Genomic DNA, 15,249 nt, shown 5'->3' on the forward strand with positions numbered 1-15,249 from the left:
CTGTCACTTTGTTTGGCGATATTCCGTAGCGAACGTCTTGGCAATATCTTGAGTTAAATGGGTTAGATTAACATTCATACTAATGACAAGCCTTTCAATATCAACTGGCATTACTTTGCTGCAATAATAAACGTCTCTTTTCTTAATAAGCTTATCTTCATGATAAATAAGATACTCTGCTCGTAATGTGCTATTGCCATTAATATCAATTTCAAATTGTGAAATATCAATCTGCAAATGATAGTTAGGTTTGAATTTGGAATCCCAGGGAGAACTCTCAACAACGGCGCCAGGCAATAAGGTTGCAAGATTAGTTTCTACTACCCTTGTTATATTTTTGTCTAAAGATTCAGCCCACTGATGATATTCTTCAAGTTCCAATCGATGAGGAGTCTGATGAATCATCAATTGTGGCTTGGTCATATAGGCTGGTGTAGTAACTTCATCTATACCTATTTGCAAATAGGTATAAGGTTTGGTGCCATTTTTTGCTGGTGGGAGAGGATTTAGCATATACATCTGTGCGTCTTTGCTGCGGCCACACGCTACAAGTAATAAACCAATAAATGCTATGAAACTGAATTTGATAAGTTTCATCGTTTACCTCGCAGTAAAGACTCAGGATATCGTGCTAAATAATCAGTCAAATTCTGTGTGGAATAAGCTGCATTCGCAATTTGTTTTAAGCTCTGATTAAGATAAGCCACCACTGATGGTACATTCTGGTTTAAGTTGTTAGCTAATTTATCAAAACTTTCCGCCATTATTTTTGCGGCTTCGATGGTATCGCGTACTTCCTTGGAGCGCACTAAAGCACTGATATCTTCTAAAGTTTTTTGAGCTGCCTTTAATGCCTCATCAATGGTTGTGTATTTTTCAATAGTATTCCTGGTTGGGAAAATAGGATAGCCTCGGTAGTAGCTTTGTTTGAAAGTTCGCGGTGAATCCGATTTTACAAGTTCTACTTCAGCGACTCCTGTTATCAGATTCGGTTTGGTTATATTGGCTATATAACCATTATTAATTAAAAGACGAATAGGATCTTGGCTAAAACCAAACGTTTTTTCAACAAAGAACTGAATATAAACCGGCAGTCTAACTTGGTTACGCGCCTTATTTTCCGTAATCTCAATACGTTTGACCTCGCCTATTTTAACACCACGGTAAGTAACAGGGGCTGTGGCTACCAAACCTTTGAGTGAGCCTTTAAAGAACATAACAAAAGTTTGTACTTGTGCACGTTTGTATTCCTCATAGAAGAAAGCAGCACCAATAAGCATCAGGCAAAGTGCGCCAACAACAAACACGCCTACTAATGTATAAAATCGCTCGTGCCGCATGCCTTTTCCTTAGGTCATAAATGTAATATACATACTGGCAGTTATTAACCAGAATGTGCCGCGGGTCAGAATTCGTGACACGGCTTTTCTCAAAGAAATATGTCTAACTGCTGCCTCATAATAATAATAGCCAGCGGCCAAACTCACAATGCTACATAAAATTAAAGTTTTAAATGCTGAATAAATGACGTCGTAAACAGTTAGCGAACTGGTTATATGAAGTATAAATTCGCTCTTAGTCATACTTAATAAATAATGAAATGTTATGTAAAAACTAATAGCAATAGCTACGATGGCATAAGTAAATAAAAGCAAAGAAGTAATATTTAGACCAAAAATAATAGGCCATACATGCTCAAGGATAACCTCTTCGGGGCTTTGGCCTAGTCGTTTAATTCTTGTGTTAATTAGATGTAATCCCGCCTGAATACTTAAAATAAAGCCGATAAATACAGGGAGTACTTCGTGAGTTAAAATATTTTGCGCTATAGGTAAAGATTTATGGCGTAGATTAAAAGGACTCAGAAGAAAATAAACAGTTTGTGCTTCAGATAGACTGAGTAATGCCAAAATAAAAATGAGAGGGACAACCAGTTTTGCTCCTGAATAGTAAAGAATTTCTACCATATTAAACCAGGAGATTGATAATTCACCGAATAAAACATCTTTGATGCTATGAAATAGATGGCCAAAAAAACGAAAAACCAGCACGAATGAATTGAGAAATTTTACTACGTGTAAGCCAAAGCGCCGGAAGGCATACATATTTAATCCTTTAGAAAATTATCCTAACTGTACAAATCGTGTCTGGCTATTATGCATTTTAAAGAGGCCATTATTTTTATTAAGATACACTCTGAGAATACCATGATGAAGCCGGAATTTATAGCGGCATCATACCCTTGCTCTTTTGTACGAGTAAAATTTATTTTTAGTAGAACTTTGCACAGGACAATTTTTGGCGTTGAACCGCTAATTTAAGTGACTATCAGTGGCATATTTTTAAAGCTAATGGAGAGGCAATAGAGATAAATTCTTGATCTTAATAAAATCTTAAGTTTAAGCTGGCAATATGCACCTTATTTCTACTGGCTATAAATCTCATGAATTTTCTAGATGTTGCTAATCGGTTTATTCCTGGATATCAACTCCTTTCCGACGAAATTAGGGAGAAGTTCCAAAATTCTTTGGTTGGTAAACAATTTGTAGATGTGGTTAAAAATACACAAAAATCTCTAAATGCTTTTCAAAATTCAGTCTCTTTTTGGCGCTATATTTTTATTGGAATTGATGAGGAAAAGAAACGATTAAAGCAAGAATTTGACAATGAAAAAGAAAGAATTATTTCACAAATTTCCACAAGTGAAGAATACAAAAATCTCATCATTGAAATTATTCGAATTCATTTACCAGAAGCATATTCTGATTTTGAGTTGCTTGAGGAAAACGAAGAATATAGTTTAGCCAGCGCTTCTTTTTCCCATGCTTTATTGGAAATTATTCCTATCAACCATCAACTTCAACAAGAAGATGACGAATTTTCTCTAATGGATCCCTGGCAAAAAACGAGATTATTGTTTGAGCATAATCAGAGAGTAGATGCCCTTTATGCAAAGAAAAGTATCTTGATTAATAGGTGGCAGACCCAGCTGAATACATCTGAAGACATGGCGCCTTTTAGAGAAATTATTGAGCAAAAGAGACAACAAAAAAGAGAAGAGGAAATACAGGTTAAATTGCGAGAACTTAAAGCTAGAACGCAACAATTAGCTAGAGTTTTTCCTTGGCTGCATTCAGACCCGAGCATATTAATGCGATTACAAACAAAATACCGGGAGGTATTGAACGAGGGACAGGTAGATTTTCCAACCATTGAGGAACAAGGATTAACCTATCTTGTTTTTTATCATCTGCAAAAAATAACTGAACAACAATTTGATTATGTGACATTTTTGGATTTTAACCTGGCACAAGCAAAGAGATTAGCTAAGAAAATTATGTCAGCGTTCAAACAGGAAAATGTGCTGAATATTGACAAATGGTTTACAAAATACCAAGCTGACTTTACTAAAGAATTGTACCGCACGTTATTGTTTATTAACAATAAAAAAAGAGAGATTTCTAATCATCCGCCACAAGAATTCCTTGGCTCACTTTCTTCTCTTTTTTGGCAAAATAAAACAGTTGAGAAAACAAAGGAATTTTTAAATAGATTAGCGGATGCACATGCATTTATTCAAGCAACAGGATTTTCTACGCAAAATGAAAGTTCTTTTTTGGCTATTCTCGATTTGTATAATTATGGTCGCGCTGCCGATCAAATCACAGAATCTAAAACGATTTTGTCTAGTTTATTTAAACCCTTTTTTCCGCTTTATGAGGAATATCGAGATATTGCATTTTATGAGAAAAATGTTTATTTAAAAATTTTAAGAACCACGATGCCGTTGTTGGTTATTGCTGCTTTTGTAACCCTTATAGCTGCTTTATTGGCACCATTAGCAATCCCTGAATTAGCATTTACTGTGGTTTTAATTCCCACCTTATTTGTTGGATTAGCCTTAGCAACCAAATATGTTGCTTTAAAAGATCATGTTTATAAGGCTCTGCGCGAAGCTTATTATGGTGGGGCGTTTGAAATACCTGAGTTTCAAATTAATCTGCGTATGCTAACTATTTTTAAAAATGAGGTAGACGCATTAGCCGTTAGAAATTTTTATATTGAAGAGATAATGCGTTGTGATGAAATTGAAGCATCCTACCGAGTAAGAGAGCAGGAAGGGATTTTGCTACAAGAAGAAATTGCCGACAAGAAAGCAAATCTTCTTAAAAGACATACCCTTAGTCTGGAATGGTATGATATTCATAGCAATATCAATTTAGGATATGAACAGGTACCTAAGCTTGTATTGGCACGCTTAGAGGAAGCTGGTAATCGTGAATATAATGCTCTTAAAGCAGCGTTAGAGGAAGATTTTCCTCATTTACAACGTGCTGTTCAAGAAATGGTTCAAGATTTGAAATCGACTTTTAGGGAACGTTCCGTTACAACTGAACAAACAAATTCTCAAAGGCAACGGATTATAGAGTCAAGTCAAGAAAATTATTCACCAAGGCTGTTTAAACCGCATAAATCCTTAACTCATAAAGCTAATACTGAGAAATTAGACTCGCTTGTTGCTGAAATTAGAGCATGCTAAAGAGTGGGTTTAAAGTTTAAAAGCAGTAGACAAAGATTCTGAACCATTGAGGAGAAAATCAGGGACATGGACGGGGTCGGTTGTTATGTCTGAAATTGGAGGACTTTCTTCTATTATTAGCTGGTTTTCTGCCGGGATGGCTGAAGTTAACAAGGATAAAGCCGGTGAAATAAGCGGTTCATTGAGGTTGTCATGATCGAGCATATAGACGCGTTCTTTTTCACGTAACTCTACTTGTAATTGCTCTCTTATTGTTAATTCATTCGTTTTAAGTAGTAAATGCTTCACTCCATAGGTTATACCGATTAAAGCGACTGCACCTATACTTACAAGCAAGCTACCAGGAATAAAGCACCACCCAGCCATGATTGCCAGTAATACAATGGAAGTGCCAAGATTAATGAGTAGAGCCTTCTTATGTTTTTTGAAACCATAAGACTGACGAATATAATCTTGATGGACAAGTAAAGGTGATGCGTCATGAAGGGGTGGTTTATTGCGAAAACGAGCATTTTCTTGAATCAAAGCAACCACTTCTTTGATAACGTCAATACCTGAAGCCAGAACAAATAATCCTGCTACTAAAGGAGTCATGGGTGCTGAAGCTGCTATCCAAACACTGTAGGCAGCGATATTAACAAATGCATTCGCCAGGAGAAAAAAATTATCTCGTAAGCGGTTAAATAAAGTTTTCTTCGGATCAACATGGTTTTGATAAAAATAAAAAATCGTACTTGCAACATTAAAAATAAGTCCCAGAATAGGCAAACCAATTACCGAAATTAATAAGTTTCCAATTGTTTGTAAAACACCATAAAAGGCAGGAAGCGCCAAGAGTGAGGCTATAAGAGTAACTATCACCCCACCAGCTATCACGAGCTTTAATTTACTTACGGCGGTCTTATTATCAATTAATTCAAGAATATAAGAAATTTGAGGATGACCATCATGGTGTAATTTCAATAACAGGTTATAAACAGTGAGATTTAAATATTCATCCCATTTTTCCGGAGGAATATTTAAATTCTGTAAAATACTTTTAACTTTTAGGGTAATTTCGGGTTGAGAGCTAACAATTGTTTGGTGATAGTTTTTTTTTAATTCATTTAAGTTTTGAGCGTAATATTGAAAATGGGTCTTTAGGTGCTTAGAAGCACCACCACGCAAATAGATTTCAAATTGAATTAGATCATTAATTAAAGAGAGCAATTGCAGATTAATCTTCAGAGTTTTGCATTGAATTATAAAAGAGCAAACTTAATGAATTATTAAGAAGCTGTATAAATATTGCAATCAAAAAAATTATGGTAACTTCCTGCTGTCATCCTGAAAAATAATGAGCTGTTTTCAGGATGACAGTCTAGGAGGAGACTTAATCACTGTCATCGTTTCTATCAAGACACCACCAAGTATTTGACCAGGAGTGATAACTAACTTGTAATGAATTTAAAATTCCCTCGACAGTTTTAACGCAAGCGGTTTCCTTTTCGCCCTGAGAATTAATTTTAAAAATTTTAATCAAGTCATAACGATAAATTCGCCAATCATCACCTTCATTTTGTGAATGGGCATGACAATTTTTTTGGTTGGGTTGTAAAATTCCGCTATGAAATTTAACTTTTGGCGAAGAGCAACCGGTATTTTGATTGTTAATTTCATAATAGAGCTGAAACTCAGTCTCGTTCGTGACACAGATTGCATTTGCGTTTGCAATGAGAAAGAAGCAAAGAAAAAAAGTATAAATTTTGTTAGACATGGCTTACTTCTATGAAAAATTGGCCTTAAACAATACAAGAAATGATAAAAATTGCAATAGTTTGCTGTCAAGGATGATTTAAGATAAGAAAGAGGAGTTAAAAATTGGATTCTTAACTCCTCTGAAACAGAGTAGGTTATAGGACTGGTTGCTCTTGGGTTTTTTCCCCTTCTATAGGAATAGATTTTGTTTTTATTGCGTAAAACCCTACCTGACTGGGGGTTGCTGTGTGTGGCGTGTCAGGTATGGCTCTGCGCATTTCAAGTTTTTCTAGCCTATCCACTTGTAATTCTTGTCGATGCAATAATTGATCATACCGTATATTGAGCTGATCATAACGTGCATTGCTGTTCTTTAATTCTTCTTTAACAAAGACAAGTTCATGTTTAACAAGTACCAGTTCACGTTCAGCACCGCAAATGCGTTCGGCAACATTAGCAAAACTTGCTTTTTCGTCACATAAGAATTCCTCTAACCTGTCCAGAAAACTCTTACGTTGTTCACCATCTTCGATAACCGTACTGGATAAAGATTGTAAAGCACCGTTTAAAGTTGCAGCAACCTGTTTTGTCTTTTGAATTTCAAGGCCCAGGGTTGTACGTACTTCTGCCAATTCTTTAACTTTCTCAGATAAATTATTCTTATTGACTGCATATTCTTTTTTGATTGCTGTTAGTTCTTCATGAGTGGCTTTAAGCAAAATATCATTCATATCAACAGTTTTTTGAAGTTCTTCAGTTGTATGTTCGAGTTTATCTTTAGACTCTCTTAAGAGCTCTTCGGTAGCAACCAATAGCTCAACTTGATCAGTTAACGATTCTACTTGTCCTTCCAAAGTATTGAGACTCTTTGTAAGTCTTTCGTTTTCAGACCGAAATCTATCGATTTCTCTTGCTAAACTTTCACGGATTCTATCGAGGGCAGCAATAGTAATTTCGAGAATATCAGCCAAATTAAAAATGCCTGCTTTTAATCTATCAGCAACATTTTTATTACAGGTATGGTGATCATCTAATACAATACCGCTTGCTGTGTAAGCAACGACCGTTACACCGCTAATGGCCAATAAGATCCCTATATGGGCGGCAATACCAGCAGCTAAAGTAGGGACAGTTAGGACAATACCGCCAACAATTTTTTGCCAAAGGGGGAGATTACCCCAAAAGTTAGCTGCTCGGGAAAATAAACTATCATTTTGTTGCATTGTATCGATAATTGTACCCAGGCTTTCTTTTATTTGCCCAAGCCTCTGCTGGTTAGCAGCAATTTCGGCGAGATCATCCTGTTTAGATACAAGCTCGGCTTGCTTAGAGAGTAGATATTCCACTTCTGCTTCATGCCGAGTATCCTCCTTAGATAGAGGCTCGGCTTGTTTTGAGACTAGAAGTTCCATCTCTACTTCATGCTTGTCGGGAGAAACACTTGATACTTCAACTCCATCGATGAGTGGCATTTGCGGCTCCTTTCTGTGCATATATTTCCTTATATGATTATTAGTAATCATAAATAATCAAAGAAAGCAAGCAAAAAGAGTTCTAATTAGTCAACTAATAGTTAAATGGTATTGAATTAAAACAAAATTTCATTAAAGAAAAGTTCCCCCATTAAGGGGGGTGTTGAATAAAGTTTAGGCAATCATGGCAGGAGGCGGAGGTGGGAAGACTTCCTTTGTAATGTTTTGTAATGCTTCTAGTGTTCTGCGGGAATGGCCCTCTTGAAGTGTATCGTTAAACTCAAGAATTGTAGTTAATGCATGAAGGCGCATTGATTCTGGATTTTGGGCATGTGTAGTCATTATTGCGCGTAAATCTTTAACGAATTGATGAATGGTTTTACTATGTTTACCCTCAAAAAAGGAGATTGCAGCACGTTGATGTAGTCTTGTATTGAGTTCAAAGCTGGTTACTATATCCCTAAGGCTATTTTGTATATCCTCTGGTTTAAGCTCAATCATATTTTGCATATTTTGAATAACGATATCACCTTTAAAGTTGTCGAGTATTTCAGAGAGAAATTGTAGTGAATTTGCTTCTAGATTCTCACCTGTCTTATTATTTAACTTGTCGGCAACTGCTGTCGTGAGAGAGTGTCTTAATATTTGTCTTACTGTATTGACTTGATTTTGCAATTTTTGGCCACTAAGGTTTAAATTATTTTCATAATCCAGGATGTGCATATCCCGCATATTTTTTACTTGTCTATCACTAAGCAAAGTTAGATCCGCATTAAGTATTTGCGGCAAAACTGCACGTAGGAAATTAATATTATCCATTTTTAATATCTGGATGACGACAACTCTAGGATCAATGCCTTTGAATTGCTTTATATCCAGGTTTACATTTAGGTGCTTATTACAAAGATTCAGTATTTCTGTAAGTGTGTCGATATTTTTAAATGCTTCCAGCTCCTGATTATGAAGAGCATTTAAATAGCGACCGACTTTCTGCTTATTTTCTTCAATAATATCTCTGGAAAAAGCCATAAATAATTCTTTCTGAAAAGCTTCCAGGGCAAGTTTGTTATCACCATTAGCCAACTTGGTATAAGTTTCCTTAAGTTTTATAGCGCTAATATCTTTATAAACGGCTGGGTCTTTCTTTTTAGCGAGTGTTAGCAAGTCAGCAAATGTCTTGCAGCTAAAAATCTCAGCATACAGCTCATTTTGAAAAAACGCTGTAACAAAACCACTCCCTGTTTGGTAATGGGGTAAATAACGAGCATCACCATGATGAAAAATAGTAACTTGATCAATTTGGATTTTATCCACAACCAAGTGTTCTGATTCTTGTAAGTCATTCATAGACTCACTTTGCAAGTCAAACGTTGCAATGACATCGCCACGCTCACCTCTGTCAGTCGGAAACCTGGAGCGTAAATGTTTATTGACAGGCAGTGATGTAATATCTAAATCAGGAAATACTAACTGGGCTATCGTGCGCGTATACTCAGTAATGGCCTCTTCGTATTCCGTTTTTTCTTTCATGTTATGCATAGTTACCGGTATTTCGGCCCCTATATATAAAATATCATTGGCATAAAACACCCGGATACGAGGAGGACGAACAAGCGTCCAACCAAATTCTTTTAATGCAGGTTGCCATGGGGTAAGGTCTAAAGAGCGTTGATTACCTTTTAATTGATCACAAGTTAATCTGTCTGTAATAACAAATGTAGTTGTTCCATGTAAGGGGGTAACAGTCATTGCTTTGACATCATCTGTAGCATTTGGCATCCAATATTGTGTTTTTGTGGGATAAATAATTTCTGCCGTCGGTTTTTCAAGCTCTGTTTCGGGTTCTTTAATAGCACCTGTCGCCACATGAATTTGAATATCTTGACTATGTGAAGTATCAATATCGAGTTCATCAAGATGATGATTTAAGATACTGGTGACTTTCGTTACAACCGACTGGTGATGTTGCACATCAGCATCATCAGCTATCAATAAAGGTTTGGGACCCTCAGAAGCAAATAGAGTTTTTAAAAAAGCCAGTTGTAAATCACGAATTTGAATTTGTGAAAAACGCTTCGCTGAAAAAACTTTATCATCACCACTTTGAAATCCTTGCGAAACAGAAAAGTCACGTTCATGAATTAGACCCTCTAACTTGACACCATCTTTAATTAATTTTTTAGTGACGTATTCGTTTTCAAAGCGGAAAATATTAGCTCGCGCTTTTACTCGATCAATATCCTGGGTTTCTGGTCTTAGACGTTTATCGATAAAAATCAGCTGCGCCGTAGGATCAATTTTCTTTATTTTTAATGCACGATGAAGATTTGCAGGACCCGCGCCGATAAATACATGAATAGTCATAAATTATCTCTATAAAAATAAGCGAATCCGTGCATTAAAATCCGTGTGTTAAAAGTGACTTAAAGAACCACTAAATTCCAAAATAGAATATCTTAGAAAACTTAAGAGGGTGTTAAGAAGGGAAAATTAATTGTAAAAAAAATGTTAAATTTATTTTAAATAATGCCATATGTGAATGGTTTTGTGTTTATTTTACTCTATATGTATATTTACTATTCTTTTAGAAAAGCTATATTTAAATAGATGAAACAAAGATGGGAAATTAACTAATGGAATTAAGAACATTTCAGTACATCATAGAGAAAGGATGGAATGTACAACGTTTTCCAGAACTTGATTCAAAACAAACATTAGTGCTCGTTTTTGCGGCGCCGGAGTTTCTTAATCTCCAGGAACCCATTCACCAATTAAGGAATTATTATAAAAACTCTAAAATGATTGGTTGTTCTAGTGCTGGAGAAATTTTAGGCCCTAATATTTTTGATAAAAGCCTCACCGTTGTTGTGATTAAACTTAAAGATACCCCTATTAAAATCGTAAAAGCAGAGGTCAATAAAGTTGAGGATTCTTTTACTGCGGGTGAATCAATAAGTCGCCAATTGCGGAGTGCTGATTTGAAAAATATCTTTGTTTTATCGGAAGGGCTTCATGTGAATGGTTCAGAATTAGTTAATGGACTCAATGCTGCACTTACTGATACTAAACCACTAATTACTGGCGGATTAGCAGGGGATAATAGCTATTTCAATAAAACCTGGACTTTATTTGATGGCGAAATTCTTAAAAATCATATCGTGGCTGTAGGATTTTACGGTGATCATATTCATGTTGGTCATGCCTCCAAGGGGGGATGGGATATCTTTGGTCCGGCACGACGAATTACTCGTTCAGAGAGAAATATATTGTATGAATTAGATAACCAACCTGCATTAGCCTTGTATAAAGAATATTTAGGCGACAGAGCAGCAGAGTTACCTGCTTCTGGTCTATTGTATCCTCTGGCAATTAAAGATATGAGGGATAAAGATTCGATATCTCTGGTGCGAACGATTCTTGGTGTTGACGAAAAAAAACAGGCTCTCATTTTCGCTGGCGATATGCCATTGGGATACCATGCGCAATTAATGCGAGCAAATTTTGATCGATTAATAACCAGTGCGAGTGAAGCAGGCGAATTAGCAGGAAAAAGAATATTAAAACCTGCCGGTAGAGCAAAGGATGGTCCAATACTGGCGATTAGTATTAGTTGTGTAGGGAGGCGTTTGCTTTTGGGAGAGAGAACAGAGGAGGAGACTGAATCCACACTAGATTCATTACCTGCTAACTCAACCCAGGTAGGTTTTTATTCTTATGGTGAATTATCTCCGGCAGGGGTTGGGGATTGCAAACTGCATAATCAAACCATGACATTAACGACTTATTTTGAATCATAGGTAAAAATGAACTATGGACTTGCATAAGTTATTACAAAGGCAGCTAAATCGAACTGGAATTACAATCGATAAGCCACCAGATGCTGATAAATGGCAAGAATTTGTTTTGCGTTTAAATAGAATCTACCAGGAAGCTGATCAAGAACGTTATTTACTTGAGCGATCGATGGATATTTCATCGCGAGAGATGATGGGGTTAAATGAAAAACTTGAACGTGCGCAACATATTGCCCGTCTTTGTTATTGGCATTATGACGCAGAGATTAACCGTATTTATTGGTCGCAAGAATTTTATAATTTGCTTGATTTAGCTTCAGATACAGCCCATTCCCTAGAGGGATTTATTGAGTTAGTTCATGCAAAACAACGCATGCAATTGCAAAATCTAGTCAAGAAAGCTTTAGAAAAGCAAATTAATTGTACTTATGAGCTGCAAATTAAAGATCGTTTGGAACAATATCGATGGTATCGAATTATTGTCGACTCCCAGGGAGAGGAACATCAACTTACAGGTGTGTTGATTGATATTGATAGAGATAAAAAAAATGAGGAAGAGATCAAGGAATTGAGCCAAAAATTATTAACGACTGCTCGTCGAGCAGGCATGTCAGAAATAGCAACGTCAGTTTTACATAATATAGGAAATATCCTGAACAGCTCAAATATTTCAGTGAACATGCTCAAGGACAGTATGTCGCAACCTTATTATCAAAAACTATTAAAAATCATTGAATTAATGAAGGAGCATCAAAATCAAATAGAAGAATTTTTAACCAAAGATGAAAGAGGAAAACTAATTCCCGAATACCTTATTGCTTTAGGGGAGATTCTGGATAAAGAACAACAGAAAAATATCGAGGAATTAGGAAATCTTGATGAAGATTTGCAACATATAAAAGATATTGTTGCTATGCAGCAAGCTTTTAGCGGTGTTTCAAGTATTGCTGAGAAAATTTATATTCCCGAAGTAATTGAAACTGCGCTACAAATGTCCTCAAATCCTGTCAAAGACAAGCTAATTAGAATCAAGAAAGACTATTGTGATTCATCCTTTATTTTTGCTGACAAATCAAAAGTATTGCAAATCCTGGTGAATCTGATTCAAAACGCTAAAGATGCCGTTTTAAAAAATACAATCGATAAAAAAAAGCAGATCAACTTTATTGTTAAAGAGCATGCTCATAAATTGCAAATTATGGTTGTTGATAATGGTGAGGGAATTTTACCCGAAAATCTGCAGCGTATTTTTTCTTTTGGTTTTACAACTAAACCAAATGGTCATGGATTTGGGTTACATAGTTGTGCGTTATCGGCTCAAGATATGGGTGGCTCATTAAAAGCTGAGAGCGAAGGAATAGGACAGGGAGCTATCTTTACTCTGACTTTGCCAGTGAGCTCCAAAGATAAAGGGGTGTTTAATGAGTGATATAGAGTTCCGCATTATGGTTATCGATGATAATCCGGCGATTCATCAGGATTTTATTAAAGTTCTGACCACCACCCAGGAATCAAAATCATTTAATATTCTGGATAAAAAATTATTTGGTGAAGATAGTAGTTCTTTATCGAGAGAAGATAACCTGTTGCCAGAATTTAAAATAGATACTGCTGAGCAGGGTAAAGAAGGCGTGGAAAAAATTAAAAAAGCGTCCGAGGCTGGTACGCCCTACGCACTTGCTTTTGTTGATATCCGTATGCCACCAGGATGGGATGGACTTGAAACAATTAAACGCATGTGGAAAATTGATAGTGATATCCAGGTAGTTATTTGTACAGCTTATTCTGATTATTCTTGGGAAGAAACCGTTTCAAAATTAGGAATGAGCGATAACTTATTGGTACTAAAAAAACCTTTTGATAAAGTTGCTGTTAGGCAGCTTGCTTGTGCACTAACCAGAAAATGGCTATTAGCACGCGAAGCAAAAAAACACACGGAATCTTTGCGCAAGATAGTTGCTGAACGAACAGAGTCATTACAACAGTCACTATCGTTATTGCGCGCCACGATTGAATCATCCACTGATGGTATTTTAGTGGTTGATTTAGAAGGAAAAATTATTGATTTTAATAAACAATTTAGCAAAATATGGGGCATTCCTAAATTACTTCTCAAACAAAAAAATGAAAGCCTGTTATTGGAGTACATGGCTGGCAAATTGCGAAAACCTGAAGAATTTTTAGAACAAGTTAAAAAGTTACATCGCGATATTGATAACACAAGCCTCCAGGTTGTTAAATTTAAAGAAGAAAAAATTATTGAATGTTACTCACACCCACATCGCGTTCATAAAATCACGGTAGGAAGGGTTTGGAGTTTTAGAGATATTACGGAAAGAGCATTTTTGGAAGAAGAATTAGAACATCAGGCAACTCATGACTCCCTGACTGATCTACCTAATCGAGTCTTGCTAAATGATAGAATTCAGAATGCTATAACAACCGCTTCGCGGCAAAAAAATTATTTCGCTATTTTATTTTTTGATCTGGATCGTTTTAAATTAATTAACGATAGCTTAGGACATGAGTTTGGTGATGAAGTTTTACGCGAAGTAGGGAAACGACTTTCCTCATTGCTAAGAGCACAAGACACGCTTGCAAGACTAGGAGGAGATGAGTTTGTAATAATTATTCCCGACTTAGTTAAAGGAGAGAATGTTGTCACGGTAGCGCAGAAAATTCTTAGTGCCTTTAATGAACCTCTGCATATCTCAGGTCAGGAATTTACTTTAACTACCAGCATTGGCATTAGCATTTATCCCACCGATGGTTCAAATATAAATTCTCTTTTAAAAAATGCTGATTTGGCAATGTATCAGGCAAAAGAACAAGGCAGAAATCAGTTTAAATTTTATACACCACAGTTAAATCAACTAAGCAATAAACAATTGAAGCAGGAGTCTGAATTACGGCATGCCCTTTTAAACAATGAATTTTTTATCGTTTATCAACCTCAATTCGACATTAAAAATCAAAATCTATTGGGACTTGAGGCATTGATTCGTTGGCAACATCCTAAAAGGGGTGTTGTTTTGCCTTTGGAATTTATTCCTGCAGCGGAAGAGTCAGGATTAATTGTTCCATTGGGCGAATGGGTTATCCGTGAAGTGTGTAAGCAAATGGTAACTTGGCGTAAGCAGGGGTTACCGGATATTAGAGTGGCTGTTAATGTGGCTACCCAACAACTAAAACAAGCAAATTTTGCAGAGACAATTAAAGATATCTTAGAAGAACACCAAATTGAGCCAGAATTATTTGAGATTGAAATTACTGAAAACGTAATAATTACCAATATCGAGGTTCAACGAATGATTCACAAACTAAAAGAAGTGGGAGTCAAAATTGTTCTTGATGATTTTGGTACTGGTAATTCGAGTTTAAATTATTTAAAACAAATCCATATTGATCGCTTAAAAATAGATCAATCTTTTGTTAAAAATATTTCTCAATCACGCAGCGACGAAGTGATTATTGAAGCTATTATTGCAATGGCACGTAGTTTAAATTTTAAAGTTTCAGCTGAAGGGGTTGAAAATCAAAATCAAATTAAGTTTTTAAAAGATCAAGAATGTGATGAGGTACAGGGATTTTTCTTAAGTAAACCATTATCCTCTGAGTCAATGACTAATATTTTAATAGAGCTTTCTGCAAATAATTTACATAGCAAGGGCGAAAAAAAATAGCTCTTGAATTCAATCCAAGAGCT

Annotated in this window: 11 protein-coding genes; 4 read left to right on the forward strand and 7 right to left on the reverse strand. The window is 35.9% G+C overall.

Features of this window, described 5'->3' with window-relative positions; genetic code table 11:
* Positions 1-3: 3 nt before the first annotated feature.
* The 3 genes from PXX05_RS01965 to PXX05_RS01975 form a co-directional block, all read right to left on the reverse strand.
* Positions 4-597 (reverse strand): PqiC family protein, encoded by a 594-nt coding sequence (locus PXX05_RS01965; RefSeq protein ID WP_275089374.1) that lies wholly within the window; start codon positions 595-597, stop codon positions 4-6.
* Positions 594-1,280, reverse strand: coding sequence for an MlaD family protein (locus PXX05_RS01970; RefSeq protein WP_420844640.1), 687 nt, complete (start codon positions 1,278-1,280; stop codon positions 594-596). The genes PXX05_RS01965 and PXX05_RS01970 overlap by 4 nt, the downstream gene beginning before the upstream one ends.
* 69 nt (positions 1,281-1,349) lie before the next feature.
* Positions 1,350-2,105: an ABC transporter permease gene (locus PXX05_RS01975; RefSeq protein WP_275089376.1), complete on the reverse strand. Its 756-nt coding sequence runs from the start codon at positions 2,103-2,105 to the stop codon at positions 1,350-1,352.
* A 338-nt stretch (positions 2,106-2,443) separates the two neighbouring features.
* Here PXX05_RS01975 and PXX05_RS01980 point away from each other — a divergent pair, with 338 nt between their 5' ends.
* On the forward strand, positions 2,444-4,540 hold the full coding sequence (locus PXX05_RS01980) for a hypothetical protein (protein WP_275089377.1): 2,097 nt from the start codon (positions 2,444-2,446) through the stop codon (positions 4,538-4,540).
* Positions 4,541-4,549: 9 nt separating this feature from the next.
* On the opposite strand, the gene PXX05_RS01985 is transcribed toward PXX05_RS01980, so the two are convergent.
* The 4 genes from PXX05_RS01985 to PXX05_RS02000 form a co-directional block, all read right to left on the reverse strand.
* Positions 4,550-5,749, reverse strand: a complete 1,200-nt coding sequence (locus PXX05_RS01985; RefSeq protein ID WP_275089378.1) for a hypothetical protein — start codon at positions 5,747-5,749, stop codon at positions 4,550-4,552.
* Between the two features lie 163 nt (positions 5,750-5,912).
* On the reverse strand, positions 5,913-6,296 hold the full coding sequence (locus tag PXX05_RS01990; protein ID WP_275089380.1) for a hypothetical protein: 384 nt from the start codon (positions 6,294-6,296) through the stop codon (positions 5,913-5,915).
* A 136-nt stretch (positions 6,297-6,432) separates the two neighbouring features.
* Positions 6,433-7,749 (reverse strand): LegC2/C7 family Dot/Icm T4SS effector, encoded by a 1,317-nt coding sequence (locus PXX05_RS01995; protein ID WP_275089381.1) that lies wholly within the window; start codon positions 7,747-7,749, stop codon positions 6,433-6,435.
* Positions 7,750-7,923: 174 nt separating this feature from the next.
* Positions 7,924-10,113 carry a hypothetical protein gene (locus PXX05_RS02000; protein ID WP_275089382.1) on the reverse strand — a complete coding sequence of 730 codons (2,190 nt, stop codon included), beginning with the start codon at positions 10,111-10,113 and terminating at the stop codon, positions 7,924-7,926.
* 269 nt (positions 10,114-10,382) lie between these two features.
* Between PXX05_RS02000 and PXX05_RS02005 the strand changes: the two genes are divergently transcribed.
* The 3 genes from PXX05_RS02005 to PXX05_RS02015 are packed head-to-tail and all read left to right on the forward strand — an operon-like array spanning position 10,383 to position 15,226.
* Complete coding sequence (locus PXX05_RS02005) at positions 10,383-11,546, forward strand: FIST signal transduction protein (protein WP_275089383.1); 1,164 nt, start codon at positions 10,383-10,385, stop codon at positions 11,544-11,546.
* A gap of 13 nt (positions 11,547-11,559) precedes the next feature.
* Positions 11,560-12,972 (forward strand): ATP-binding protein, encoded by a 1,413-nt coding sequence (locus PXX05_RS02010; RefSeq protein WP_275089384.1) that lies wholly within the window; start codon positions 11,560-11,562, stop codon positions 12,970-12,972.
* Positions 12,965-15,226, forward strand: a complete 2,262-nt coding sequence (locus tag PXX05_RS02015; protein WP_275089385.1) for an EAL domain-containing protein — start codon at positions 12,965-12,967, stop codon at positions 15,224-15,226. The genes PXX05_RS02010 and PXX05_RS02015 overlap by 8 nt, the downstream gene beginning before the upstream one ends.
* The last annotated feature ends 23 nt before the right edge of the window (positions 15,227-15,249 follow it).

The organism is Legionella cardiaca, assembly GCF_029026145.1.
GTDB lineage: Bacteria > Pseudomonadota > Gammaproteobacteria > Legionellales > Legionellaceae > Tatlockia > Tatlockia cardiaca.